Below are 25,483 nucleotides of genomic sequence, written 5' to 3' on the forward strand. Positions count from 1 at the left end.
TCCGCTGAGTGGTCGCCAATGGCTGCCGGGGTGATTTCTTTCCGGCGTACGACCTGTAAACTCGCGGGTTTTGGCTCAGCGCTGTTTTCAGCGGCGCGGAGTATCGCATAAATGGAACGCGCATTGGCGCTTCCTTTGGTCGGGCATACACACTTTAGATGAATCTCCTCAAATCGCTTGCCGCCGTCAGCTCCATCACCATGCTTTCGCGGGTGTTGGGCTTCATCCGCGACACCATCATCGCTCGCGCATTCGGCGCAGGTATGGCAACGGACGCCTTTTTCATCGCGTTCAAACTGCCTAACCTGCTGCGGCGCATCTTCGCCGAGGGAGCCTTCTCTCAGGCCTTCGTACCCATCCTGGCGGAATATAAAAGCCAGCAAGGGGAGGAGGCGACGCGCACATTCGTTGCGTATGTGACGGGGCTACTGACCCTGGCACTGGCACTGGTCACGGTGCTGGGCATCGTCTTCGCGCCATGGGTAATCTGGGCCACCGCGCCGGGCTTCGCCGATACGCCCGAGAAGTTCCAGCTCACCTCGGATCTTCTGCGGGTGACCTTTCCTTATATATTGCTGATCTCGCTCTCCTCGCTGGCTGGCGCCATCCTCAATACCTGGAACCGTTTTTCGGTACCTGCCTTCGTGCCCACGTTGTTGAACCTGGCGATGATTTTCTTCGCACTGTTTCTGACCCCGTATTTTCATCCGCCCGTGATGGCGTTGGGGTGGGCAGTGCTGGTGGGAGGGCTGTTGCAGTTGCTGTATCAGCTGCCGCACTTGAAGAAAATCGGCATGCTGGTGCTCCCTCGGCTGAACCTCAAGGACACCGGCGTCTGGCGTGTCATGAAGCAAATGGTGCCGGCCATGCTAGGGGTGTCGGTCAGTCAGATTTCCCTGATCATCAACACCATCTTCGCCTCCTTTCTTGTCGCTGGCTCCGTTTCCTGGATGTACTACGCCGACCGCCTGATGGAGCTCCCGTCGGGTGTGCTCGGGGTAGCATTGGGCACCATTCTGCTGCCCATACTCTCCAAGACGTACGCCAGCAAGGATCGTCAGGAGTATTCGAGGATCCTCGACTGGGGGCTGCGTCTGTGTTTCGTGCTGGTACTGCCTTGCACCCTGGCGCTTGGGCTGTTGGCCGAGCCGCTGACGGTTTCGCTGTTTCAATACGGCCGGTTCGACGATCACGATGCCCTCATGACGCAACGCGCGCTGATCGGCTATGCCGTCGGGCTGCTGGGGATCATTGTGGTGAAAGTCCTGGCACCGGGCTTCTACGCCCAGCAAAACATTCGCACGCCTGTGAAGATCGCGATGTTTACGCTGGTCGTGACCCAAGCCTTCAACGTCGTGTTCGTTTATGGCGTGCATCTGGCCCATGCCGGGTTGGCCTTGGCGATCAGCGTAGGGGCATGCCTGAACGCGCTGTTGCTGTACTGGCAATTACGTAAACAGAAGCTCTACCAGCCGCAGGCCGGGTGGCCGATGTTTCTGCTCAAACTGTCGCTTGCCGTGGCTGTCATGTCTGCGGTGTTGCTGGGCCTGATGCAGGTCATGCCTGCGTGGTCGGAGGGGCAGATGCTGGCGCGCTTCCTGCGCCTGGGTGGGCTGGTCGCCGCTGGCGTGCTCGCCTATTTCGGGATGCTGATACTGCTGGGCTTCCGCCTACGGCACTTCGCTCGCAAAGCAATCATGTAGGATCAGTCGTCGGTTTTTGCCGGTTAAAGCCGATTGTTGAGGTTTGCCTGAATGTGTCGCCTGTCGTTGGCGTCAGTGTATGGTTATAATCGGCCACTTTATGAGCAAGAAGCGCGTTATGCAGCTGGTTCGAGGCCTTCACAACCTGCACTCCCACCAGAGAGGGTGCGTCGCCACCATTGGCAATTTCGACGGTGTTCACCGCGGCCACCAGGCTATCCTGGCAAGGTTGCGCGAGCGCGCCCTCGAATTGGGCCTGCCCAGTTGTGTCGTGATTTTCGAGCCCCAGCCCCGTGAGTTCTTTGCACCGGATACTGCTCCGGCCCGGCTGGCCCGCCTGCGCGACAAGCTCGACCTGCTGGCCGCCGAGGGCATCGACAGGGTGCTCTGCCTCACGTTCAACCATCAGCTCAGCAAGCTGCGCGCGACGGAGTTCGTCGACACGGTATTGATCGATGGCCTGGGCGTGAAGCATCTGGAAGTCGGCGACGACTTCCGTTTCGGCTGTGACAGGATCGGCGATTTCGACTTCCTGCAACGGGTCGGCGCGGAGAAGGGCTTTACCGTCGAAGCGGCGCAGACCGTGGAAATCGACGGCGTGCGGGTCAGCAGCACGCAGGTGCGCAACGCGCTGGCCGCAGGCGATTTCAAGCTGGCCGAGCGTCTGCTGGGCCGCCCGTTCGAAATCACTGGGCGGGTGTTGCATGGCCAGAAGCTGGCTCGCCAGTTAGGCACGCCCACCGCCAACGTGCAGCTCAAGCGTCGCCGCGTACCGCTCAGTGGTGTGTACCTTGTGAGTGCCGAAATCGACGGCAAGGTCTGGCCGGGCGTCGCGAACATCGGTGTGCGCCCGACGGTGGCGGGGGACGGACGCCCTCACCTCGAGATACATCTTCTAGATTTTGCCGGTGATATCTACGGCCGGCGACTGACGGTGGTCTTCCACCAAAAGCTGCGTGATGAGCAGCGTTTTGCCTCACTCGAGGCACTCAAGACGGCGATCGATGCGGATGTCGCTGCCGCCCGTGCCCATTGGCATGGCTAACCGCTATTTACAGAGCCTGAAATGACCGACTACAAAGCCACGCTTAATCTTCCGGACACCGCCTTCCCGATGAAGGCCGGCCTGCCCCAGCGCGAGCCGCAAACTCTGCAGCGCTGGGACAGCATTGGCCTGTACCAGAAGCTGCGTGAAATTGGCAAGGACCGTCCCAAGTTCGTCCTGCACGACGGCCCTCCCTACGCCAACGGCAATATTCACATCGGTCATGCGGTCAACAAGATTCTCAAGGACATGATCGTCCGTTCGAAGACCCTTGCCGGGTTCGACGCCCCTTACGTGCCGGGCTGGGATTGCCATGGCCTGCCGATCGAGCACAAGGTCGAGGTCACCCATGGCAAGAACCTGCCTGCGGACAAGACCCGAGAGCTGTGCCGCGCCTACGCCGCCGAGCAGATCGAAGGCCAGAAGGCCGAGTTCATTCGCCTGGGTGTTCTCGGTGACTGGGCCAACCCGTATCGCACCATGGATTTCGCCAACGAAGCCGGGGAAATCCGTGCGCTGGCAGAAATGGTCAAGAACGGCTTCGTGTTCAAGGGCCTGAAACCGGTGAACTGGTGCTTTGATTGTGGCTCGGCACTGGCTGAGGCGGAGGTCGAATACCAGGACAAGAAGTCGTCGACCATCGACGTGGCGTTCCCGATTGCCGATGCCGACAAGCTGGCAGCGGCGTTCGGTGTGCCGAGCCTGAACAAACCGGCTGCCATCGTGATCTGGACCACCACGCCATGGACCATTCCGGCCAACCAGGCACTCAACGTTCACCCTGAAATCAGCTACGCGCTGGTCGACACGGGCGCGCGCCTGCTGGTATTGGCTGAAGAACTGGTCGAGGCCTGCCTTAAACGCTGGAGCCTCGAGGGTTCGGTGATTGCCACGGCGCCGGGTGCAGCGTTGGAACGCATCGACTTCCGCCATCCCTTCTACGACCGATTGTCGCCCGTCTACCTGGCGGAGTACGTCGAGCTGGGCGCAGGCACCGGGGTGGTTCACTCCGCACCGGCCTACGGCGAGGACGACTTCGTGACGTGCAAACAGTACGGCATGAAAAACGACGACATCCTGACCCCGGTCCAGAGCAACGGCGTCTACGCGCAGTCGCTGGAGTTCTTCGGCGGCCAGTTCATCTGGAAAGCCAACCCGGCGATCATCGAGAAGCTGCAGGAAGTCGGTGCGCTGCTGCACACCGAAACCATCACCCACAGCTACATGCATTGCTGGCGTCACAAGACCCCGCTGATCTACCGCGCTACCGCCCAGTGGTTCGTCGGCATGGACAAGCAACCTGCATCGGGCGACACCCTGCGTGAGCGCGCCGTCAAAGCCATCGAAGAGACCAAGTTCGTACCGGCCTGGGGCCAGGCGCGTCTGCATTCGATGATCGCCAACCGCCCCGACTGGTGTATTTCGCGGCAACGCAACTGGGGCGTGCCGATCCCGTTTTTCCTGAACAAGGAAAGCGGCGAGCTGCACCCACGCACCGTCGAATTGATGGAAGCCGTCGCTCAACGCGTCGAGCAGGAAGGTATCGAAGCCTGGTTCAAGATGGACGCTGCCGAGCTGCTGGGCGATGAAGCCTCGCAGTACGACAAGATCACCGACACGCTCGACGTCTGGTTCGATTCGGGCACCACGCATTGGCATGTGCTGCGCGGTTCCCACCCCATGGGCCATCAGGCCGGGCCTCGTGCCGACCTGTACCTGGAAGGTTCGGACCAGCACCGTGGCTGGTTCCACTCCTCGCTGCTGACGGGGTGCGCCATCGATGGCAACGCCCCTTATCGCGAGCTGCTCACCCATGGCTTCACCGTGGACGAGAACGGCCGCAAGATGTCCAAATCGCTGGGCAATGTCATCGCACCGCAAAAAGTCAACGACACCCTGGGCGCGGATATCCTGCGTCTATGGGTTTCGGCGACCGATTATTCGGGTGAGATGGCCGTTTCGGAAACTATCCTGCAGCGCAGCGCCGATGCGTACCGCCGCATTCGCAACACCGCCCGCTTCCTGCTTTCCAACCTCAGTGGTTTCAACCCGGCCACCGATTTGTTGCCTGCCGAAGACATGCTGGCGCTGGATCGCTGGGCCGTCGACCGCGCGCTGCTGTTGCAGCGCGAGCTGGAAGAGCATTACAGCGAATACCGGTTCTGGAACGTCTACTCCAAAGTGCACAACTTCTGTGTGCAGGAACTGGGCGGGTTCTATCTGGACATCATCAAGGACCGCCAGTACACCACGGGTGCCAACAGCAAGGCTCGTCGTTCGTGTCAGACGGCTCTGTTTCATATCTCCGAAGCGCTGGTCCGCTGGATCGCACCGATCCTGGCGTTCACCGCCGACGAGCTGTGGCAGTACATGCCGGGCGAGCGCAACGAGTCGGTCATGCTCAATACCTGGTATGCCGGCCTGAGTGAGCTGCCCGAAGGCTTCGAGCTGGATCGCGCCTACTGGGAGCGGGTCATGGCGGTCAAGGCCGCCGTCAACAAGGAGCTGGAGAACCAGCGTACCCAGAAGGCCATTGGTGGCAACCTGCAAGCCGAAGTGACGCTGTATGCCGAAGACGCACTGACCGGCGACCTGAGCAAGCTGGGCGACGAGCTGCGTTTTGTACTGATCACCTCCAAGGCCAATGTCGCCCCATTCGCCAGCGCGCCTGCCGATGCAGTCGTCACCGAAGTGGCGGGACTGAAACTGAAAGTGGTCAAGTCTGGCTATGCGAAGTGCGGTCGTTGCTGGCATTTCCGCGAAGACGTCGGCGCGAATGCCGAACACCCGGAAATCTGCGGGCGTTGCGTCGCCAACATCAGCGGTGCGGGCGAGGTTCGTCACTATGCCTAACGCGTCGGCTGGCCGCATGGGCCGTTTGAGCTGGCTGTGGTTGAGCGTGCTGGTCTTGATCGTCGATCAGGCCAGCAAGTACTACTTCGAGCACTCGCTGAGCCTGTATCAGCAGATCGTGGTGATTCCCAGCTATTTCAGCTGGACGCTGGCCTACAACACCGGTGCCGCCTTCAGTTTCCTGGCCGACAGTTCAGGCTGGCAGCGCTGGCTGTTCGCCCTGATCGCCGTGGTGGTCAGTGCGGTTCTGGTGGTCTGGCTCAAGCGTCTGGGGCGCAACGAGACCTGGCTCGCCATCGCATTGGCGCTGGTGTTGGGCGGAGCGCTGGGTAACCTGTATGACCGTATCGTCATCGGCCACGTCATCGACTTCGTGTTGGTGCACTGGGACACCCGCTGGTATTTCCCGGCCTTCAACTTTGCCGACAGTGCGATCACCGTTGGTGCCATCATGCTTGCGTTGGACATGTTCAAGAGCAAGAAAACCGGAGAGCCCGTTCATGACTGAACACGCCACTCAGGAAACACGCATCGGTCAGAACACGGAAGTCACGCTGCATTTCGCCTTGCACCTGGAAAACGGTGACACGGTCGACAGCACCTTCGACAAGGCGCCGGCCACCTTCAAGGTCGGCGACGGCAACCTGCTGCCTGGCTTCGAGTCGATGATCTTCGGCCTGAAGGCAGGTGATAAGCGCAAGATCGAAGTGCCGCCGGAGAATGCCTTCGGTCAGCCCAACCCGCAAAACGTGCAGATCATGCCCCGCTCGCAATTCCAGGGTATGGAACTGGCCGAAGGGTTGCTGGTGATCTTCAACGATGCGGCCAACACTGAGCTGCCCGGTGTGGTGAAAGCGTTTGACGACGAGCAGGTGACGGTCGATTTCAATCACCCGCTTTCAGGCAAGACATTGACTTTCGAGGTGGAGATTTTCGAGGTCAAACCGCTGTAAATGACCGAGCAGGGTCACAGGTAGGCGCTCGGCTGCTGGTGAGGGAGCTACGATCGACGACGCTGTCGAGGATCAAGCCCCATCGCGAGCGAGCCAGCGCCCACGACGGGCTTTACCGTTTTCGCTATTTCTTGCGCGCAAGATACGAGGCACATCATGCAAATCAAACTCGCCAACCCACGCGGCTTCTGTGCTGGGGTAGACCGCGCGATCGAAATCGTCAATCGCGCGCTGGAAGTGTTTGGCCCGCCCATCTACGTGCGCCATGAAGTGGTTCATAACAAATTCGTCGTCGAGGATTTGCGCAGCCGCGGCGCCGTCTTCGTCGAGGAGCTGGATCAGGTCCCCGACGATGTCATCGTGATCTTCAGCGCTCACGGCGTCTCGCAAGCAGTGCGCAGCGAAGCCGCTGGCCGTGGCCTTAAAGTCTTCGACGCTACGTGTCCGCTGGTGACCAAGGTGCATATCGAAGTGGCCCGTTACAGCCGCGATGGGCGCGAGTGCATTCTTATCGGTCATGAGGGGCACCCTGAAGTCGAAGGCACCATGGGGCAGTACGACGCCAGCAATGGCGGTGCGATCTATCTGGTCGAGGATGAGGAGGATGTTGCGAACCTTCAGGTCCAAAATCCGGAGAAGCTCGCTTTCGTCACACAGACGACGCTGTCGATGGATGACACCAGCCGGGTGATCGATGCGCTGCGCCTGCGTTTCCCAGCGATCGGCGGCCCGCGCAAGGATGATATCTGTTACGCCACCCAGAACCGCCAGGACGCGGTCAAGCAGCTTGCCGATGAGTGCGATGTGGTGCTGGTAGTGGGCAGCCCCAACAGCTCCAACTCCAACCGACTGCGGGAGCTCGCCGAGCGTATGTCGACCCCCGCCTACCTGATCGATGGTGCTGAAGACATGCAGCGCAGTTGGTTCGATGGCGTCGAGCGCATCGGCATCACGGCGGGTGCGTCCGCCCCGGAAGTTCTGGTGCGGGGTGTGATTCAGCAATTGCAGGCGTGGGGCGCGACGGGGGCGGATGAACTTGCCGGTCGCGAGGAGAACATCACGTTCTCGATGCCCAAAGAGTTGCGGGTCAAGCAGGTTCAGTAACGCGGGTCAGGCGCAGGGTTCGGTGCTGAATCCTTCGCTGCGCAGAGTCACCCTCCCGGTCACGGCGATCGCAATCTGAAAATGACTGGCGGGTGAGTCCTTGTGGCAGACGGCCAGCGTGCCGTTCGCGTTGTTCAGCAGCCTCCCGCTGCTGTCGAAGCCGACCTGGCTGGACACCCCGCCGTTGCCGATCACCTTCACGCGCCGATGCCCGTTACGCTCGGCCAGTGTCGTTTCATTCTCATCCCTGTATCGATTGCGATTGGTGTCAACGAACACGCTCCAGCCGTCACTCCAGCGCCCACCCGACGCCTGCACGATCACAGGGTAACCACGCTGGATCGCCTCGACTCTCGCCATCCGCAACCCGGTGGTCAGTTGCCGGGCCGCGTCGTGTCGCCGTTGGGATTCGATCAGTGAGTGAAAGGCGGGCGTGGCGAGCACTGCCAGGATACCGACCACGACCAACCCCATCAGCAATTCGATCAGCGTCAGCCCTTTCTGCATGATTTGCCCTTTTCCCTGCATCGCAGTGCATCAGCAAACCCTTCAACGGCACGGCTGACAAGGGCGCCGATTGTCAGCCGATATGTCCGCAAGCTCCAGTAACACAACACCCCCGACGAAGCGCTCACCCTCGTCTTCAATGGTGTCTGCACGGTAATCGCAAAGGTAATTGCGGATGATGGCAAGGCAGTCTGGCGTCACCTTGATCGAAGTGTTGCTGGCGGTGCTGGTGTTGGCGGTGGGTGTTTTGGGGGTGTCGCTTCTGCAGGCCAATGCATTGAAGCAGACCGACAGCGCGTTGCGCAGCACGCAGGTGAGTTTTATCGCCCACGATTTGCTGGAGCGCATGCGCGCCAATCCAGATCCCCGTTACGCCCTCTCGTCCCTGGACCAGGCCCCTGCAGTAGGGCAGCTGGACCAGCCCCGCAATCAGGACCTTTTCGATTTTGCGGACCAGTTGAAACGAGCCGTGGGCGAGGATGTAGAGGCGTCCGTTCAGCTAACGGGCAGTCAGGCCACGATTACGTTGGAGTGGGACGACAGCCGCGCCCACGCCCTCGAAAGTCAGCCTCGGCAACGGCTGACGGTGAGCAGCCACATTGGGCCGGAGCATTGGCCATGATGCGCCGGATGGTCGGGTTCGGGTTGATCGAAGCGCTGCTGGCATTGGTGCTTGGGCTCGTGATCACACTGGCGTTGACGCAACTGTTCATCGGTTCGAAACGCACGTACCTCAGCCAGGCCGCTTCGGCGGCCCTGCAGGAAGATGCCCGCTTTGTGCTGAGCAAAATGGCGGAGGACATACGCCTGGTGGGCATGTTCGGCTGCCTGCGGAGCATTCGCGACGAGAGCCAGGCCGGGCGCTTCTCCACGGCGTTCAACGCACCGTTGAAGTGGGACGCCGCACAGCGATCGTTGACACTGATCACAGCCTCAGTCGACCCCGCCCGAACGTGGCACGACTGGGTCATCCACACCGATTGCACCTCTTCGGCGGTGGCCTGGTCACGAGGACGCGCGCCGTCACTGTTGCCTGGTCAAATTGCGATGCCCATTCAACAGCATGTCTACCGCTTCAATGCGCAGCGCAACGAACTCACGCTCGATGGTCAGCCGTTGTTGAGCCATGTTCGGAACTTCACTGTGTTGTTCGGTGAAGCGGTTGGGCCCGATGTCCCCAGGGTCGCGCGTTACACCTCGCAACCTGATCCCGCACGGGTTCGAAGTGTGCGCATGAGCCTGGTGTTGTTCGACCCGATGGATCACGCGCGGGAACAGACCTTTCACGCCGTTGCGGCCATTCGCAACCGATTGCATTGAGGAGGGCGGGCAGTGGCAACGCAGCGAGGAGCCGTATTGATCGTCGGTCTGGTTTTTTTATTGCTGTTGACCTTGCTCGCCACGTCCTCGATGCAGAACGCCACACTCCAGGAAAAGATGGCAGGGAGCCAGGCAGCGCGGGACGCCACGTTCCAAGCCGCCGAGTCGACGTTGCGTCTGGGTGAGGCGCAGGTGCAATCTCCTGGCTTTTCACAGGCGCGATGTCCAAGCCCTGTCGCGTGTCTCCCGCCACCGGAAGCCATGACATTGACCGAAGCAGCGCGCGGCGCTTCCGGGGTGGTGTGGGCTGCTCGCTCCAACGGCTTGTTAGGCATTCAATACCTGGGCGAGATCGAAGATGTCGTTGGCGGTCAGGCTCTGGAACGGCCGCAGAAACTTTATCGCGTCACTGCCATTGGCCTTCAGGGGACGAGCCGGACGGTGCTCGAAAGCCTCCACACCGAAGCGCAACGCATCATGTGGCGCCAGCGTTTGTGAGGGGCTGCACATGAAAGGACGAGGCTTCACGCTGGTCGAGTTGCTGATAGCCATCGCTGTTGCCGCAATCCTCGCGAGCATCGCCTATCCGGCGTACAGCGAGCATGTGCGCAAAGTCCGTCGCGCCGAGATCGCCGCGCTGTTGATCGACGAGGCCCATCGATTGGAGCGCTTTTATTCAAAAGCAGGGCAGTACTCGGACAGCCAAGGCCCTCCTGTTCGCCAGCATGAGGTGTCTGAGGGGAACGCGTTCTATGTGATCGAGGCTGAGCGTTCGCAGCGCGCGTTTTCACTGACCGCGCTCCCCCGGGCCGGCACATCGATGAGTGGCGACCGATGCGGTGGGTTTGTGATCGATCATACTGGCAGGCGTGACAACCAAGGGATGGCGGGTGATGCCAGTGTGGAGTGGTGTTGGGGGCGATGATCGATTACTTAAAGCAGTCCGTGGCATTGGTGGAAGTCGTTTTCGTTCCATCCTGGGCGATGCTCAACGTGCCACAGGCATCATTTTGCTGAGCTCCCAGAGGCGTAACTTTCCAGGTATATGTAGTGTCGGTCGAGGATACGAGGCTTAACTGGTACTTGCCATTCGCCGAGTTCACCGTGGCGACATTATCGTCGGAAACCAAGCCTATCGATTTGAGGGTTACCTTGTAGCTGTTGTTTTGTGCGTAATAGCGTTCGGTCCGGGCGACTGCGTCATTCAACAGCGCAAGCCCTTCCGAGCGATAGCCGCGCTGGACGTATTTGGTATAACTCGGGTACGCGATCGCTGCCAGAATCGCGACAATGGCAACGGTGATCATCAGTTCGATCAGGGTGAAGCCACGTTGTTGTTGGGGTCGAGTGTACATATTCAACTCTGCGTTCATTGTGTGGGGATGACGCGCCACGTCTGGCGGCCATTGTACTGGAAGCCCGTAAACATATTCATCGCACTGTTGGCGCCGTCGCTTCCGTACATCGTGGAAAGCCCCGAAGGGCTGTTGCCCGGCACTATCACAAAACCGCCGGCGACTGAGTCGAAACCACTGATGATCGTGGTGCCATTCAAATTGTCCTCACTGCCCACTACGCCGTTTCGAGAGAAATCGAAAACAGGGAAGGCCGTGCCCCCGCCGGTATTTGGGTCCAATGCCAGCCGCTTGCCCTGGACGCCTGCCTCGCATACTCCCGTGATAGGCGTTCGGGTTGCCACTGCCAAAACACTGCCCTGAATATCCAGTGCGTCGACCACCCGCTCTCCGGTCAACGGTGTGCCCGTGGTGAGGTCAAGGTACCAACCGTACTTGGATGTCCAGTCGACCGGGTTTCGTGTCACTGTCCTGAGACCGGTGCTCGTGCCAATGCTGCCACCTACGGTTGAGAGGGTTTGAGATTGCAGGTTGGTTCTGCTCAATGATGTCGACGTTGTCGTGCCTGCGGGTGTGGTCGCCGTTTGCGCGGCGGTAAGGGGGTCCCAGATGCCATACAAGGACTGCAAATCCGTGCTGGACTTGTCTGCAGACGCGAAATAGCGGCCCGTACCAAAGATCACCAGTGTGCCAGTGCCAGTTGGGTGGGGTATGACCAACGGCGAAATCGTGATGGACTGGGCGGCCGCACCACTGGTAGGTGCGGTGGCCGTGAACAGCGGTTTACCGCCAAATGAAACCTTATAATTGCTCGCCGTGGCCGTGGCCGTCAGCGATCCTGGACCTATGAGGTCGAAGCGCCAGAGGTTGCCCAGCAAGTCGCCCGCGTAGACGTAATCAGCTATCCCGTCGGCGTTTGAGTCCAGAATCACTGGTGTGGAAAGGCCGTTGTCGACCTTGGGGTTGCTATCGGGCGTTTTGAGTTTGGCAATGGTGGCGCCCGTTTCGGCGTTGATGACGAACAGGGTTGCATTACCATTGTTGCCGTTATAGCCGCTCCCCACTATCACGCCCCATTCACCGGAATGGAGCTTGGAGATGTAAGGAGTGGAAAAGGTATAGCCTAAGTCGGTATCGGTTTGCGACGTGAATTCCCACAGCAGTTTTATGCTGTTCGGGTTGGTCACGTCCAAGGCAAAAAGTTCTTTACCTCCCGCCCCCAACGTACCGATCAAGACGGTATGCCATAAGTTATCGCTGCTGAAATACACATCCGACACCGCCGCTGTGCCGTCCACGTAGAAACGATGCAGGCTCGAGTCAGTGTTGTAGGTTTTACTGGACAACGTGGCGAGAGATGGGATGACCGCCGTGGGCACGAAAGCGAACTTCTCCACACCTGTGCCTGCATCGAACGCATGAAACATCCCGTCGTTCGCGCCAACATACACAAGTGGAGTACGTGCGGCAGCGGATGTTTTGAACTCTGCATACTTGTTCGCACCGCTCAACGAGTCTGCTACTGACGTAATAAAGGTGGCTGAGTCAACGAGTACAGGTTGAGCGTCGACGATGTCTCCAAGTGGGGAAAGGCGTCTGCGGAAGGTGGTGCCCTCCAGCGAGCGCACTCCTCGAATGAAGGCCACTTGATCAGCGGTGAGTGTCGTCTGCAGATTGACGCCCCCGTAGGTCTTGTTGCTCAGATTGGCGTAGGTGAAATCCTGCAGCCCATTGCCCGCTGCGTTTGCCATCTGGATGTTTCGCCGGCCCGGCTCCGGAATGTTCGTGGATGCCGTCCAGTTGACCGTGGTGGATTTGCTTGTCCCTGTCGTGTCATAACTTTCAGTGGCTTTGGTGAGGTCGCCGCTCCATTGCGTGACGTTGAAGCTGCTGGTGTAGGTGGTCGTCGACTGGGAGGTGTTGGGCGTCGGGGACGCGGATGGGGCGGCAACCGATGTGTTTTTCTGCAGAATCTGGCTAAAAGCAGCCTGCAGTTGCGCCTTCAGCGTAGAGGCACTGCTGACGAGAAAATAATTGTCAGGCGTGCCCGAAACATTGGAATCCCATTGCCCGCTGACAGGGAGGCTATTGGACGTGTTGCTCGAGTTGCCGAAACCGCCCCATTTGGCGGCGTACCACAGTGGGTCCTGAAGGTTGGTCACCGAGCGCGCGGAGGAGGGCGTGAAATTACGTGTCTTGAACGTCGAGCCGTTGACCACCGTGCTGCCTGAGCGCATGCCCGGAAGCAACGTGCTGCTTCCTGTACACCCGTCCTTACAGGAGTTAGGAAGTTGGTTGCCGGGTGTGTCAAGGGCGTAGTGCTGGTTGCCGTTACCACCTCCGGTCACCTCTAGATAGATGCCGTCCGCAGTGGTACCGGATATGGTGTAACCCATGTGCGATTCATAACCCGCCTGTGCGTAGGTCGTTTCAAGACGCACGTCCAGGGTGTCGACCCCGTCCTTCCTCACCACCGACACGGTATAGAGCACGATGGCGTCCATGTCGTAATCGCCGCCCTGTCCACTGTCGTCGAACACGACACGGAATACGGCCTGAGGTCGCCCATTGTTAACGTTGGGGTTGGCAGGCTGACCGGGTAGGTTGTACAGCGAATCGATGTAAAAGCCCGTGATCTGTTCGGTCACGCCGTTGGTATTGACCACTTTGCCGTAGGGCAAAAGCGTGATGGTGCCGCTCCCGACAGGCATCTGAATGCGAGGAAGCGTCGAGGACAGCGCAATGGAGAAGGTCTGAACTCTCTGGCTGCCGAGCGATGTAATGGGATAAGTGTTCCCGAAATAGGCAACGGAGGCCGCGTTAAAGGTGCCTTGCTTCGCCGGCTCCTCCGGTAGGCCCCGAATGTTGCCGAAGCTGGAGGCGCTCTTCGCAGTGGGAGCCAGATCATCGTAGCTGGGAGTGACCCCGCCGTTCCAACTGGCAGGCGTTTGCCCGATGTTGATGTTTTTACTTCCCGAGCCAACGTCGTTGGTCCATATTTTTTGCCCAATCGTCCCCGCGTTGAAGTCTTTCAGTGCCGGGGTCGCGGTGGGGGTGCTGATCGTGGGATAGGCACTGCCTGGGAGGTCTGAGTCATAAGTTGGGTTGATATCACTGAATAGCGTCTGAAACGGCTTGGAGCAACTGGGATACGTCGGGTTGGTCGCATCAGGGTTTGGGGACGAAGAATAAGGGTTGGTCCAAGTCGTGAGTCCTGAAAGCCCCAATGCCGTATCGCTGGTTCCGGAGAGGTAGGCAGTGGTGGGCGCCACGTTACTGCCATCGCTGTTCGCTCCACTGAAATAGCGCAGGGTCTCGAACATCATTTCAGCCAGTGGGTTGCCCCAATCCGCACACGTCCCGTTCGTGATCGAGTTACCTTGCGTAGAGCAAGCGCCGCGGGAAATTTTCAGACTATCGAGACTGCCGATGATACCGCCCTTGGTGTAGCCGGAGCCGGTCGCGTTCTTCGTGCCGAATATGCCAGTGGACGTATCCACTTCGTTGGTAAAGCTGCTGATCGCTTTGCGAATGGCTCCGCCCTGAAGGTTGTTTGCGTAGGTGCCAGTCATCAGGCCGAAGTACATCTGGTTGCCTTCGCCATAGTCGTGAAGGATGCCAGTGGGCTTGTAGTTGCCATTGGGATAGAGCTTGCAGTTGCTCTCCAGCGGGATGTTGGCATCTTTTTTACAGACTTCGACCCGGACGTTGAAATCCTGGATTTGAGAGGTCAGGTCGACCTCCTTGAAGCTGGTGTCGTTGGCTTTCGCTCCGCCCTGAGTTACCTCCCGGGAAACCCATCCGTAGATGCGCACGTTGGCAATGCTGGGCACTACACGCAGGAGGGGAGCACTGGATTGGGTGTTGTTAGCGAAGAGTGCGCGGTTGCCGCTGGCCGGGCTCGAGAACGGGGTGTAGTCCGACAGGCTGTAACCGTCGGCGTCGGTCCCGGGGCCGTTGTACTCCTTGCCCCAAGTGTGAGCGTCTGTGGGGATATAAGCGCGTTCGAGGATGGTCTGTGTTGCGGTATCGGTGCTCCGATAACCGCCGTAAAGCACCTTGCGCAATGCATCCGCTCGCGACGTCGTGAGGTAATTGAGGTAGTTACCGCTCCATCGACCGGCTTGCGACGTACATTTCTTGGTGTTGCCAACGGTATCCGCCAGCACAGTGTCGGCTGCTGCAAAATAAGAACCGGTATAGCTGTAGCACACGTTGGAATCGAAATATCCCAAATAGGTCAGCGACGGTTTGTAGCGGATCTCGATCGACCCGTCTCCATCCAGATCGGAAGCATCGTTGTAGGCGGGGAAAAACAGCTTATGGTCACGCCCCACGATGAGCATGTTCAGCGGCGGCACCGAGTTGTTGACGAACAACGGGGCCTGAGTGGGGACTTGGCTTACGGCAGCCTGCGCCAACGGTGTCGACGCGCATAAGGCGAGCGATACGGTTGCAATCCGTCTTACGATGACGAGCGCTCGAAAAGCGTTCCTGCACTGGCAAATATTCATTAGTAATACCGGGCAATGACGGTGCGCAGAATGATGCGAGGAGTGGTGGTATCGCTTGTGCAGAGCACGGTCGATGCACACGCGTTGACTTCATAGTGGTGGGGGCCGCACCCTGTCGCAGCACAGTTACCTTGGCTGGAGCCCACGAGGTTGCCCAGGTCAACCACGTACCACTGAACCTTGACGTTGTAATTGGTCGTCAGGTTGGCGACATTGTTGCCGTCGGCCGTCGTAAACCGTTGCGGTGTGTCTCGGGTGGCAGTGGTCGCCAGGTCGGATAACCCCCAGCGCAGGCATGACGTTGCGATGCAGGTGCTGTCGAGTGAAGCGGCTTTGGTGGTACTGATGCTGTTCTCCGCAATTCGCAAACCTCCCTCGGCCGCGTTGAACAACGTCTTTTGCGATTTAAGGTTGCCGGTAATGCGCGACTCCAGCGAAACGCCGCGCATGCTCGACAGCGCAAGCAGCGTTATGACGAGCAACATCATGATCGCCACAAGCAGTGTGGCGCCTTTTTGGGGCCGATGTTGAGCGGAGAAGGAACGTGGCATGAGGACGCTCATTGCATCTGGTTCCTGATCATCGTGGTCCCCTGCACCAACTGATAAATCTGATTACTGTCATCGGGGCCGGTGCCAAACCGTCTTTTCCATTCCGCCAGCGCTGCCGACGTGCTGTCTGTATCCCTGATCGACGCCGTTCCAGGGCTTTTCATGAGGATGGTGTAGCGCACCGACCCGACGGTGCCCGTCGGGCTGGTGCTGAAGTTGGTCACGGACTTGGAGTCGGCCGGCCCTGAGCCGTAGTCGAAGGTGAGCGCGGCCACTCCAGTCACCAATTGCTGTGATGTCGATCCGGTGCTGCAAGTGATCGAGCTGGAGTTGGCGTCAAACCAGATTTTCTCTACGACGATGGGGTTGGTCTGACGGTAGGGCGTGACGATGGAGTCTTGGTCGGCGCTGGCCAATGACCCGCCCAGACAGTTCGCGTCCGCTTTGTTGGCGGCCTGATACCGGATACAGACCGACGTGCTTGATGCTGCAATGACGGAAGTCCCTTCCGAAAACGTACATCCCTGACCCGTGCCTGCTGGAAATGCCTTGATCGGATTGCTGCGATAACCCGCTTTCGACAGTTCCTGATTGAGGATTGCCAGCGCGAAGCGACCATTCTCCTGATTGCCGACTTGGCCCTGCTGGAACAAGTAACTTTTCTGGTTGTTGATGAAGATTTGCGTCACCCCCAGAATCAGAAACAAGCCGATCAGCATCGCCACCATCAGCTCGATCAGCGACAACCCGCGCTGGTGTTTCGATGAATGAATGCTGCGCAAAGGACTGTTCATGGCAGGCGCGTCCGGATGCGATAGGTACACGTTGTGCCCGTCCCTGTAACGTTAGCGTCCATGCAATCGGCCGCTGTTTTCACTGTCCAGGCAATCTGGATTTCAATTTCCGAATTCGTTGCACTGCTCGTGCCGCAGGCTGATGTGGTCACGTCGCCCGGCGTAACACTGCGGCAAATGTAAAAGGAGCTGCTGAGCAAGCTCTTGGCCCCCGGCAGAGCCCGAGCCGCTTGATCGGCCCAGCAACCGATCTGGCCGGAAAGCGTTGCCGGTGAGGGGCTGCAGTTGTCGGGCGGGTTTGGAAAGCTTGCCCCGGGCGCAACAACGCACCCGTTCGCCGTGGTACAACTGCCTGCGGTACGAATGATGTCAATCAGGTCGTCCGCGAGCATGATGGCAGTGTTTCGTTGCGTGGAATCTTGTGTGTACGGAATGGCCTTGCTCTGTAACGCGACCATGCCTAACACGCCAATTGCGATGATGATCAGGCTGACCAGCACTTCGATCATGCTGAAGCCTCGGGTGGTGCTCGGTGCGGATACGTTCATCAGCATCCACTCGGTTTTGTGGCGTTAGGTGCAGAGACCCGCCCACTGGTCAGCAGTGTGACGTACTGCGAGGCAACGTTCGTGTCCGTCGGATAGAGCACCTGAAAGCAGGCAGCTGTTGACGCCGTACCGGTCGGTGAGAAGTTGATGCTGTTCACGGAGGAGTTGATGCTGACACCCGTCTGGAGTCCGTTAGCACCAATCTGTCTTAGCTGGGCTCCCTTTCCATCTGCACCCAGTGCCACGACGATATTGGTCGTGTTCATCGGTGCGCTGATATTCACGGTCGTCCCCCGCGTCACCGCCTCCGCTCGCGCATACTGCATCAGGTCATAAAACTCATCAGCCGCTGCCCGAACGTTCATCCGGTGGATCAAGCCGGTAAAGTTCGGTACCGCCATCGCCGCAAAAATGCCCACGATCACGACCACCACGATCAATTCGATCAGGGTGAATCCGTGGCTGTTGCCCCTCATAGGACTTTGCCAGCTGCGACGCGAAACCGGACGCGTAAGGCCAGAGCTGAAATCCATCAAGGAAATTCCATTTTTCGTTAGAAATATGGTGATACTACTCAGGTTCAAAGTCGCGCTGTAGTAGATGTCCGGAGATATTCGCCGGATCAGCGGCATCGGCGTGGTTTTCAGCTTCCTGAGTCGGGTGTTTGCGACGCCTTCGCGCACCTCCGGCGTGTGGTTTTTTCATCAAATGATCGGGTTTTGCATGTCCAGGCAACAGGTGGTGATCATCGGTGGTGGCGTCATTGGTCTATTGACGGCCTTCAATCTCGCGCCGAAGGTGCAGAGGGTCGTTCTGATCGACCGGTCGGGCGTTGGACAAGAGTCGTCATGGGCAGGGGGAGGGATTGTCTCGCCGTTATACCCATGGCGCTACAGCCCGGCAGTGACAGCGCTGGCGCATTGGTCTCAGGATTTTTATCCACAGCTGGCCGAGCGCTTGTTCGCCGAAACCGGCATCGACCCCGAGGTTCACAAAACCGGACTGTACTGGCTGGACCTCGACGACGAACGCCAAGCGCTCGAGTGGGCAACGCGCTTCCAACGGCCGTTGTCTTCGGTGGACATCTCCGCTGTGTACGACGCAGTCCCGGTCATGGGGGCGGGATACAAGCGCGCGATTCACATGGCTGACGTCGCTAACGTGCGCAATCCGCGGTTGGTCAAATCACTCAAGGCGGCCTTGCTGGCGATGCCCAACGTGACGCTGCACGAACACTGTGAGGTCAACGATTTTGTGCGCAGGGGAAACGCCATTATCGGGGTACGGACCTCGGCGGGTGAGCTGCTCGGGGACAGCGTCGTGCTGGCCGCCGGTGCGTGGAGCGGTGATCTGCTTGGGAAGCTCGAAATGGAATTACCCGTGGAGCCAGTAAAAGGGCAGATGATCCTTTACAAATGCTCGTCGGATTTCTTACCGAGCATGATTCTCGCCAAGGGCCGTTACGCCATCCCACGGCGCGACGGCCATATCCTGATCGGCAGCACGCTCGAGCACCAAGGCTACGACAAGACGCCAACCGACAGCGCGCTGGAGAGCCTGAAAGCGTCGGCGATCGAACTGATCCCGGCGTTGGCGGACGCCGAAGTCGTGGCGCACTGGGCGGGGCTGCGCCCTGGCTCCCCGGAGGGCATTCCCTACATCGGCCCAGTGCCGGGGCACGATGGGCTGTGGCTGAACTGCGGGCATTTTCGCAATGGCCTGGTGCTGGCGCCGGCGTCGTGCCAGTTGCTGACGGATTTGCTTGTGGGGGATTCGCCGATCATCGATCCAGCGCCATACGCCCCGCGGGGACGATTGACGAAGTAGATGGGGGGCTGCTTAAGGGGCTGAGCGGGCGTCACCTGCCCGCTATTCCAGGCCCAACTTTTTCAATCGATACCGCATCGACCTGAACGTCAGGTTCAACCGCTGCGCCGCTGCGGTTCGGTTCCACCGGGTTTCTTCGAGGGCCTGAAGGATCAGTTTGCGCTCGATGTTCTCGAGATAGTCCTCCAGGTTGTTGATGTCCGCGAGACGCGGGCCGCCCGACTCGTTGGCCGCAACGGGGTCGACCAAGCGCAGATCGTCCCCATGGATCTGGTCGTTTTCGCACAGGGTGTAGGCCCGCTCGAGCATGTTCTCCAGTTCCCGAACGTTGCCGGGGAAGCGATAGCCCTTCAGGGCGGCCAGCGCGGGAGGGGTAAGACGGGCTGGGGGCTGGCCACTGCCTTCTGCCAGACGACGAAGGACGCTGTTGGCGATTTCCTCGATGTCTTCGCCGCGCTCGCGTAAAGGCGGGACGCGCAGTTCGATCACGTTGAGGCGGTAGTAGAGATCCTGCCGGAAGCGTTCGGCGGCGACTTCCACACTCAGGTCTTTGTGGGTCGCGCAGAGCACGCGAACGTCCACCACCTGTTCCTGCTGACCACCGACAGCGCGCACGGATTTTTCCTGTATCGCCCGAAGCAGTTTCACTTGCATCGCCAGTGGCAGATCCGCCACCTCGTCCAGAAACAACGTGCCCCCATTCGCCGCATGAAACAGGCCAGGCTTGTCCTCATGGGCTCCGGTGAAGCTGCCTTTGCGGTGGCCGAAGAATTCGCTTTCCATCAATTCATTTGGAATGGCGCCACAGTTCACCGGAATAAACGGCTTGTCGGCGCGTGGCCCTTGCTCGTGAATGAGCCGAGCGACCAGTTCCTTACCGCTCCCAGACTCACCGCTGATGTAGATGGGGGCTTGGCTGCGGGCGAGCTTGCCGATCTGCTTGCGCAGCGCCTGCATGGGGGGCGACTTTCCGAGCAGGCGGTGGTCGATGCTGTTGTCATTGGAGGACGACTGGTGCAGGCGCAGGGCGCTGCCGACCAATTCTCGCAGGCGGCCCAAGTCCACAGGTTTGGTCAGAAAGTCGAAGGCACCGGCCTTCAGCGCATGGATGGCCGTGTCCAGGTTGCCGTGGGCGGTGATCATCGCGACGGGCACCTGGGTGTGGCGCTTCTGAATATGCTGCACCAGCTCCAGGCCATTGCCGTCGGGCAGGCGCATGTCTGTAAGGCACAGGTCAAAAGGCTCGCGCGCCAGCCACTCTTCGGCTTCCTTCACGTTGCGGGCGCTGCGCGTGTCCAGCCGCATGCGCCCTAGCGTGATTTCCAGCAACTCGCGAATATCGGGCTCGTCGTCGACGATCAGGATTTTTTGCCGTTGGCTCATCTTCAACTCAACTTGAACGGATGGGCGAAAGTGATCCGCATGCAACAGCCACCACCTTCACGCGGAGAATGGTCCAGGTTCGCCTGATTGCTTTCGCACAACTCACGCGAGAGGTACAAGCCCAGTCCCGTTCCTTTGCTTTCAGTGGTGAAAAAGGGCTCGAAGATTTTGGTCAGGTGCTCGGCAGGTACGCCCGGGCCGTCATCCAGCACTTCGAGGCTGGGCAAATCACTCTGAGCGTCATGGAACAGCCGAAGCCAGACTTGAGCCCGCTCGTGCAATTGACCGCTGTAGCGTAGTCCGTTCTGAACCAGATTGGTCAGCACTTGCTGCAGTTGTTCGGCATCCATGCGCGTGGTCAATGTGCCAAAGCCCATTTCCAGATGCACGGACTGGTCGACGGGAAGATTACTGCGCAGGTCGCGGACGAACTGTTCGAGCCACTGGCGCAGGTCGAGCAGATGGGGTTCGGTCTGACGTCGGCGGGACAACTGCAAGACGTTCTCGATCACCAGATTCATCCGTCGTGATTGATCTTGAATGATCTGACTCAGACGCCGGTCTGCGCCGGTCAGTTCCTCGGATTCGTGCAACAACTGGGCGGCATGACTGATGGCGCCCAGGGGGTTGCGGATCTCATGCGCGATGCCGGCGGTCAACCTCCCCAGAGCGGCCAGTTTGAGTTGCTGGGCCTGCTGCGATATCTGCGACAGATCGTCGAGGAACACGAGGGTATGACGCTGATTGCCCCGGGTCAGTGCGATGAAGCCTGGGCGTAATACGGGGCCTATGGCTGATGTGGTAATGCTGCGCGGCGCCATCGAGGAGTTGATTTGCCACTGCCGCAGGCGCTCGATCAGTTGCGGTGAATAGGGATCGATAACCTCACCGAGCAGGCGCTCATGACCTAGCAGGGTCAGCGCGCTGTGATTGGCCAGCAACACGCGATGGTGGGCGTCCAGTACCAGAATCCCGGTGCGCATGCGCTCTAGGATCAACGCGTTGAGCTCTTCAAGGTTGTCGACATCGGCTGCGCGCTGTTCCGCGATGTCCTCACTGGCTTGCAACCGCCGGGCAAGGGTCTGCACCAGCAGCGCTGCCGCGAAGCACAGCGCGCCGAGCAAACCGGCCTGGACGAAGTGGTTGACTGCAACGGGTTTGTTGTAACTGATGTAGAACGTCAGGTAGATGATGCCAATGGCCGAGATGGCGGCGATCAGCAAGCCCGTCTTGCGACGCAGCAGTACATTGCTGATCGCTACGGACGCCACGATGAGGTTGCCCAACCCGCTGGGTGCACCCCCGCCCGCGTAAAACAATGCACACAGCATCACTGCGTCGGACAGGGCCAGTGTGAACAACTGGCCCTGTCGGCGAGGGCGCTCGAGCAGCACGACCACCAGAATATTTAATACCAAATACAGCCAGCACCCGGTCCTGAACAGTTCAATGTCGGCCAGTTCCAGCAGTTCGGCGTCCAGGCTGGTGGAAATCAACAGCACCAGCAGGATCCCGATGCTTAGACGGTACAGGTGATACAACCGCAGGATGCGCTGGGCCTGAGGCGTCGCCAGCGAGAGGGTCTCAGCGGTCACGTGCAGCCGGGCCCTGGAGACGATGCGCTTCAGTGCAGTACCACTGCTGTCCCGCGCTCAAGGCGCGATCTCGGGGCACATGCACGCCACAGTGGGCACAGCGGACCATGGGAGCTGCGTCGGTGTCAGGCGCGGCGGCCTTGGCGGATGGGGCAGGGCGTTTGGTTACGCGTTTGAAGAACCAGACCACCGCCACGATGAGGGCGATCCACATAATCAAGCGAATCATGGATGTCAGCTTAGTGAGTGAAGATGCCGCAGTGTAGCCAACGGGCCGTCGGGCGCACAGTCGTGAGAACGGTTATAAACCGTATGAAATGAAAAAGAGGCCCCGTAGGACCTCTCTTCGTTTACACCGCGATATTTGAAATCAGTCAAACAAACCAAACGTCATGTAACTGAAGATCGAACGGCTTTTCGGCGTGCCGTCGTCGTCGGTGTTCTTCTCTTCTTCTTTTTGGTTTTCCGGCAGCAGATCAGCAGGGATGGCTTCCTTGGCGTCCTGGTACTGCTTGATCACGTCCTGGTTGGCGCGGGTTTCTCCTGGCGGCAACGGTGGGCGGCTTTCGATCAGGCCCAGTGTCGCTTTCGACAGCCACGAGCGGTTGTCCGGGTCAGGTGTGCGGGCAGTGAACTTGCCGTCGGCCAGTTGCGGGTGATCCGGGTAGTTGGCTTTGAGCACTTCAAGGCTGGTGTCCGCGAGATCGTCCAGGTGCAGACGCTGATAGCCTTCGACCATCACGGCCAGTCCGTCGCCGACCGATGGAGTTTCCTGGAAGTTTTCCACCACGTAGCGGCCACGGTTGACGGCAGCGACATAGGCCTGACGGGTCAGGTAATAGTCAGCCACGTGAATTTCATAGGCAGCGAGCAGGTTGCGCAGGTAGATCATCCGCTGCTTGGCATCCGGCGCGTAGCGGCTGTTCGGGAAGCGGCTGGTCAGTTGTGCGAATTCGTTGTAGGAGTCACGAGCGGCGCCCGGGTCGCGCTTGGTCTGATCCAGCGGCAGGAAGCGCGCGATGATGCCTACGTCCTGATCGAACGACGTCAAGCCTTTGAGGTAGTAGGCGTAGTCGACGTTAGGGTGCTGAGGGTGCAGACGAATGAAGCGCTCGGCAGCGGACTTGGCCGCTTCAGGCTCGCCATTCTTGTAGTTGGCATAGATCAGTTCCAGCTGCGCCTGATCGGCGTAGCGACCGAACGGGTAGCGGGACTCCAGCGCCTTCAGTTTTTCGGTTGCGCTGTTGTAGCTGTTGTTGTCCAGATCGGCCTGCGCCTGCTGGTACAGCTCGACTTCACTGAGGTTTTCGTCGATGACTTCTTTCTTCGAAGAACAGGCAGCGGTAAGTCCGAGGATGGCTATCAGCAGCAGGTGTTTCACTTGCATGGCGGCTTGCGTCCCTATAACGGCCTGCTGTCTTGCGCAGGACCGTCCTGTTATGATGGGCGCCCCGTGGAACCCCCGGGACAAAAGACGCCGTATTTAACCACAAGCGCACAGCCGAAACCAAAGGCCCGTGCCACCTCCTAGTTTGAGCATGTCTGAGATCATTGAACTTCGCGCAGAGGTGCCGTCCGAATTGGGCGGTCAACGCCTCGACCAGGTCGCCGCCCAACTCTTCGCCGAGCACTCCCGCTCGCGCCTCTCCGCCTGGATCAAGGACGGCCGCCTGACGGTGGACGGCGGCGTGCTGCGTCCGCGTGACATCGTGCACGGCGGGGCCGAACTGGTCCTCAAGGCGGAACAGGAGGCGCAAGGTGAATGGGTCGCCCAGGATATCGAGCTGGATATCGTCTATGAAGACGACCAGATCCTGGTGATCAACAAGCCGGCGGGGCTGGTGGTGCACCCCGCCGCAGGGCATGCGGATGGCACGCTGCTCAATGCCCTGCTGCACCACGTGCCCGATATCGTGAACGTGCCGCGTGCCGGCATCGTCCATCGGCTGGACAAGGACACCACCGGGTTGATGGTGGTGGCCAAAACCATTCAGGCGCAGACTCAGCTCGTTGCCCAGCTGCAGAAACGCACGGTCAGCCGCATCTATGAATGCATCGTGATCGGCGTGGTGACGGCAGGCGGCAAGATCAACGCCCCCATCGGTCGTCATGGCCAGCAGCGTCAGCGCATGGCAGTGATGGAGGGTGGCAAGCCTGCCGTCAGTCATTACCGTGTGCTCGAGCGCTTCCGCTCTCATACCCATGTGCGGGTCAAGCTGGAAACCGGCCGTACCCACCAGATTCGCGTGCACATGGCGCACATCAATTTTCCGCTGGTGGGCGACCCGGCCTACGGTGGGCGCTTCCGCATTCCGCCAGCGGCGAGTCCGACCATGGTTGAATCGCTGAAACACTTCCCGCGTCAGGCCTTGCATGCGCGCTTCCTTGAGCTGGACCATCCGACCACTGGCCAACGCATGAGCTGGGAATCGCCGTTGCCCGATGATTTTGTGTGGCTGTTGTCGCTGCTCAAGCAGGACCGCGAGGCCTTCGTCGGATGAGCGAGCGGGTGGCGGATTGGCTGATCCCCGACTGGCCAGCACCGGTCGGCGTCAAGGCGTGCGTCACCACCCGGGCGGGGGGCGTCAGCGCTGCCCCGTTCGAAAGTTTCAACCTCGGCGACCATGTCGATGACGACCCGCGGGCGGTTGCGCAAAATCGTTCGAAGCTGACGACGGCCCTGAACGTTCGGCCCGCTTGGCTCAAGCAGGTGCACGGTGTAGAGGTCGTGGAGGCCTCGCCCGCGCAGGTCATGCAGGCCGATGCCAGTTGGAGCAAGACGCCGGGCGTCGCCTGCACCATCATGACCGCCGACTGCCTCCCTGCGTTGTTCTGCAACCGTCAAGGCACCCAGGTGGCTGCGGCCCATGCGGGTTGGCGGGGCCTGGCGGCAGGCGTGCTTGAAGCGGCAGCCGACAGTTTTGCCGATGCACCCTCAGAACTGCTTGTCTGGCTGGGGCCGGCCATCGGGCCGCAAGCGTTCGAAGTGGGGCCTGAGGTGCGCGACGCGTTCCTCCGCACGCACCCTGAAACTGCCGATGCCTTTGTGCCCAGCGCCAATGACGGCAAGTTCATGGCTGACATCTACCGCTTGGCGCGCTTGCGCTTGGCTGCCCATGGCGTCACCGAGGTGTACGGCGGCGGCTGGTCGACCTACAACGATGAGCGTTTCTTCTCCTATCGCCGTGGAGCACGCACCGGGCGGTTTGCCTCGTTGGTCTGGATCGAGCCTGTTTGACGCATCCGATTTGCTGGTTGTAAGAGCGCGCTTGCCCGCGATAGCGTTGTGTCAGCAACGCATTCATGGCTGACACAACGCTATCCCGGGCAAGCGCGCTCCTACGATCAGATATCTCTGACCACCAAATTCTTCCCGGCCAGCTAATGTTGATCTGTGTCAAGCACCTGTCGCTTGAATCCTGTGGAATCGG

24 protein-coding genes are annotated in these 25,483 nt (G+C 59.7%); 13 read left to right on the plus strand and 11 right to left on the minus strand.

Going from position 1 to position 25,483, the window contains the following annotated elements; genetic code table 11:
* Positions 1-158 precede the first annotated feature (158 nt).
* The 6 genes from murJ (at position 159) to ispH (ending at position 7,658) form a co-directional block, all read left to right on the plus strand.
* Positions 159-1,703, plus strand: a complete 1,545-nt coding sequence (gene murJ, locus N5D61_RS16395; protein WP_108237863.1) for a murein biosynthesis integral membrane protein MurJ — start codon at positions 159-161, stop codon at positions 1,701-1,703.
* 118 nt (positions 1,704-1,821) lie between these two features.
* Positions 1,822-2,748 (plus strand): bifunctional riboflavin kinase/FAD synthetase, encoded by a 927-nt coding sequence (gene ribF / locus N5D61_RS16400; protein WP_279893556.1) that lies wholly within the window; start codon positions 1,822-1,824, stop codon positions 2,746-2,748.
* A gap of 21 nt (positions 2,749-2,769) precedes the next feature.
* Positions 2,770-5,601, plus strand: coding sequence for an isoleucine--tRNA ligase (gene ileS, locus N5D61_RS16405; protein ID WP_279893557.1), 2,832 nt, complete (start codon positions 2,770-2,772; stop codon positions 5,599-5,601).
* On the plus strand, positions 5,594-6,109 hold the full coding sequence (gene lspA / locus N5D61_RS16410) for a signal peptidase II (RefSeq protein WP_279893558.1): 516 nt from the start codon (positions 5,594-5,596) through the stop codon (positions 6,107-6,109). The genes ileS and lspA overlap by 8 nt, the downstream gene beginning before the upstream one ends.
* Positions 6,102-6,554, plus strand: coding sequence for an FKBP-type peptidyl-prolyl cis-trans isomerase (fkpB, locus tag N5D61_RS16415; protein ID WP_108237867.1), 453 nt, complete (start codon positions 6,102-6,104; stop codon positions 6,552-6,554). The genes lspA and fkpB overlap by 8 nt, the downstream gene beginning before the upstream one ends.
* Positions 6,555-6,710: 156 nt before the next feature.
* The gene (ispH, locus tag N5D61_RS16420; RefSeq protein ID WP_108237868.1) at positions 6,711-7,658 is read left to right on the plus strand and encodes a 4-hydroxy-3-methylbut-2-enyl diphosphate reductase; all 948 of its coding nucleotides are present in this window, start codon (positions 6,711-6,713) and stop codon (positions 7,656-7,658) included.
* Between the two features lie 6 nt (positions 7,659-7,664).
* Here ispH and N5D61_RS16425 read toward each other — a convergent pair whose 3' ends face one another.
* Positions 7,665-8,165, minus strand: a complete 501-nt coding sequence (locus tag N5D61_RS16425) for a GspH/FimT family pseudopilin (RefSeq protein ID WP_279893559.1) — start codon at positions 8,163-8,165, stop codon at positions 7,665-7,667.
* A gap of 175 nt (positions 8,166-8,340) precedes the next feature.
* Between N5D61_RS16425 and pilV (N5D61_RS16430) the strand changes: the two genes are divergently transcribed.
* From pilV (N5D61_RS16430) to N5D61_RS16445, 4 genes are read left to right on the plus strand one after another with little or no spacing between them, the layout of a single operon-like run.
* Positions 8,341-8,787, plus strand: coding sequence for a type IV pilus modification protein PilV (pilV, locus tag N5D61_RS16430; RefSeq protein WP_279893560.1), 447 nt, complete (start codon positions 8,341-8,343; stop codon positions 8,785-8,787).
* The gene (locus tag N5D61_RS16435; protein ID WP_279893561.1) at positions 8,784-9,485 is read left to right on the plus strand and encodes a pilus assembly protein PilW; all 702 of its coding nucleotides are present in this window, start codon (positions 8,784-8,786) and stop codon (positions 9,483-9,485) included. Before pilV (N5D61_RS16430) ends, N5D61_RS16435 begins: the two co-directional genes overlap by 4 nt.
* 12 nt (positions 9,486-9,497) lie before the next feature.
* Positions 9,498-9,983, plus strand: a complete 486-nt coding sequence (locus tag N5D61_RS16440; RefSeq protein ID WP_279893562.1) for a PilX N-terminal domain-containing pilus assembly protein — start codon at positions 9,498-9,500, stop codon at positions 9,981-9,983.
* Between the two features lie 10 nt (positions 9,984-9,993).
* Positions 9,994-10,410: a type IV pilin protein gene (locus tag N5D61_RS16445; RefSeq protein ID WP_279893563.1), complete on the plus strand. Its 417-nt coding sequence runs from the start codon at positions 9,994-9,996 to the stop codon at positions 10,408-10,410.
* Between the two features lie 4 nt (positions 10,411-10,414).
* Here N5D61_RS16445 and N5D61_RS16450 read toward each other — a convergent pair whose 3' ends face one another.
* From N5D61_RS16450 to N5D61_RS16475, 6 genes are all read right to left on the minus strand, one after another.
* Positions 10,415-10,840, minus strand: a complete 426-nt coding sequence (locus N5D61_RS16450; RefSeq protein ID WP_279893564.1) for a type IV pilin protein — start codon at positions 10,838-10,840, stop codon at positions 10,415-10,417.
* 14 nt (positions 10,841-10,854) lie between these two features.
* The gene (locus N5D61_RS16455; protein WP_279893565.1) at positions 10,855-15,219 is read right to left on the minus strand and encodes a PilC/PilY family type IV pilus protein; all 4,365 of its coding nucleotides are present in this window, start codon (positions 15,217-15,219) and stop codon (positions 10,855-10,857) included.
* 134 nt (positions 15,220-15,353) lie between these two features.
* Positions 15,354-15,905, minus strand: a complete 552-nt coding sequence (locus N5D61_RS16460; protein ID WP_279893566.1) for a PilX N-terminal domain-containing pilus assembly protein — start codon at positions 15,903-15,905, stop codon at positions 15,354-15,356.
* Between the two features lie 8 nt (positions 15,906-15,913).
* Positions 15,914-16,699, minus strand: a complete 786-nt coding sequence (locus N5D61_RS16465; protein ID WP_279893567.1) for a prepilin-type N-terminal cleavage/methylation domain-containing protein — start codon at positions 16,697-16,699, stop codon at positions 15,914-15,916.
* On the minus strand, positions 16,696-17,253 hold the full coding sequence (pilV, locus tag N5D61_RS16470) for a type IV pilus modification protein PilV (protein WP_347881580.1): 558 nt from the start codon (positions 17,251-17,253) through the stop codon (positions 16,696-16,698). The genes N5D61_RS16465 and pilV (N5D61_RS16470) overlap by 4 nt, the downstream gene beginning before the upstream one ends.
* A complete protein-coding gene (locus N5D61_RS16475) occupies positions 17,247-17,780 on the minus strand; it encodes a GspH/FimT family pseudopilin (RefSeq protein WP_279893568.1) in 534 nt (177 codons plus the stop codon). Before N5D61_RS16475 ends, pilV (N5D61_RS16470) begins: the two co-directional genes overlap by 7 nt.
* Before the next feature lie 190 nt (positions 17,781-17,970).
* Between N5D61_RS16475 and thiO the strand changes: the two genes are divergently transcribed.
* Positions 17,971-19,074: a glycine oxidase ThiO gene (thiO, locus tag N5D61_RS16480; protein ID WP_279893569.1), complete on the plus strand. Its 1,104-nt coding sequence runs from the start codon at positions 17,971-17,973 to the stop codon at positions 19,072-19,074.
* Between the two features lie 42 nt (positions 19,075-19,116).
* Here the strand turns inward: thiO and N5D61_RS16485 are convergent, their stop codons facing one another.
* The 4 genes from N5D61_RS16485 to N5D61_RS16500 all read right to left on the minus strand — a co-directional run bounded on the left by N5D61_RS16485 (position 19,117) and on the right by N5D61_RS16500 (position 23,439).
* Positions 19,117-20,457, minus strand: coding sequence for a sigma-54 dependent transcriptional regulator (locus N5D61_RS16485; RefSeq protein ID WP_279893570.1), 1,341 nt, complete (start codon positions 20,455-20,457; stop codon positions 19,117-19,119).
* Between the two features lie 2 nt (positions 20,458-20,459).
* On the minus strand, positions 20,460-22,052 hold the full coding sequence (locus tag N5D61_RS16490) for an ATP-binding protein (protein WP_108237880.1): 1,593 nt from the start codon (positions 22,050-22,052) through the stop codon (positions 20,460-20,462).
* Positions 22,042-22,281 (minus strand): PP0621 family protein, encoded by a 240-nt coding sequence (locus tag N5D61_RS16495; RefSeq protein ID WP_108237881.1) that lies wholly within the window; start codon positions 22,279-22,281, stop codon positions 22,042-22,044. The genes N5D61_RS16490 and N5D61_RS16495 overlap by 11 nt, the downstream gene beginning before the upstream one ends.
* A 141-nt stretch (positions 22,282-22,422) precedes the next feature.
* Positions 22,423-23,439, minus strand: coding sequence for an outer membrane protein assembly factor BamD (locus N5D61_RS16500; RefSeq protein ID WP_108237882.1), 1,017 nt, complete (start codon positions 23,437-23,439; stop codon positions 22,423-22,425).
* A 151-nt stretch (positions 23,440-23,590) separates the two neighbouring features.
* On the opposite strand from N5D61_RS16500, the gene rluD reads away from it, so the two are divergent.
* Positions 23,591-24,553, plus strand: a complete 963-nt coding sequence (gene rluD / locus N5D61_RS16505; RefSeq protein WP_279893571.1) for a 23S rRNA pseudouridine(1911/1915/1917) synthase RluD — start codon at positions 23,591-23,593, stop codon at positions 24,551-24,553.
* Between the two features lie 8 nt (positions 24,554-24,561).
* Positions 24,562-25,290 (plus strand): peptidoglycan editing factor PgeF, encoded by a 729-nt coding sequence (pgeF, locus tag N5D61_RS16510; protein WP_279893647.1) that lies wholly within the window; start codon positions 24,562-24,564, stop codon positions 25,288-25,290.
* Positions 25,291-25,483 lie beyond the last annotated feature (193 nt).

Origin of the sequence: Pseudomonas sp. GD03842, from assembly GCF_029841165.1 — a bacterium.
Classification (GTDB): domain Bacteria; phylum Pseudomonadota; class Gammaproteobacteria; order Pseudomonadales; family Pseudomonadaceae; genus Aquipseudomonas.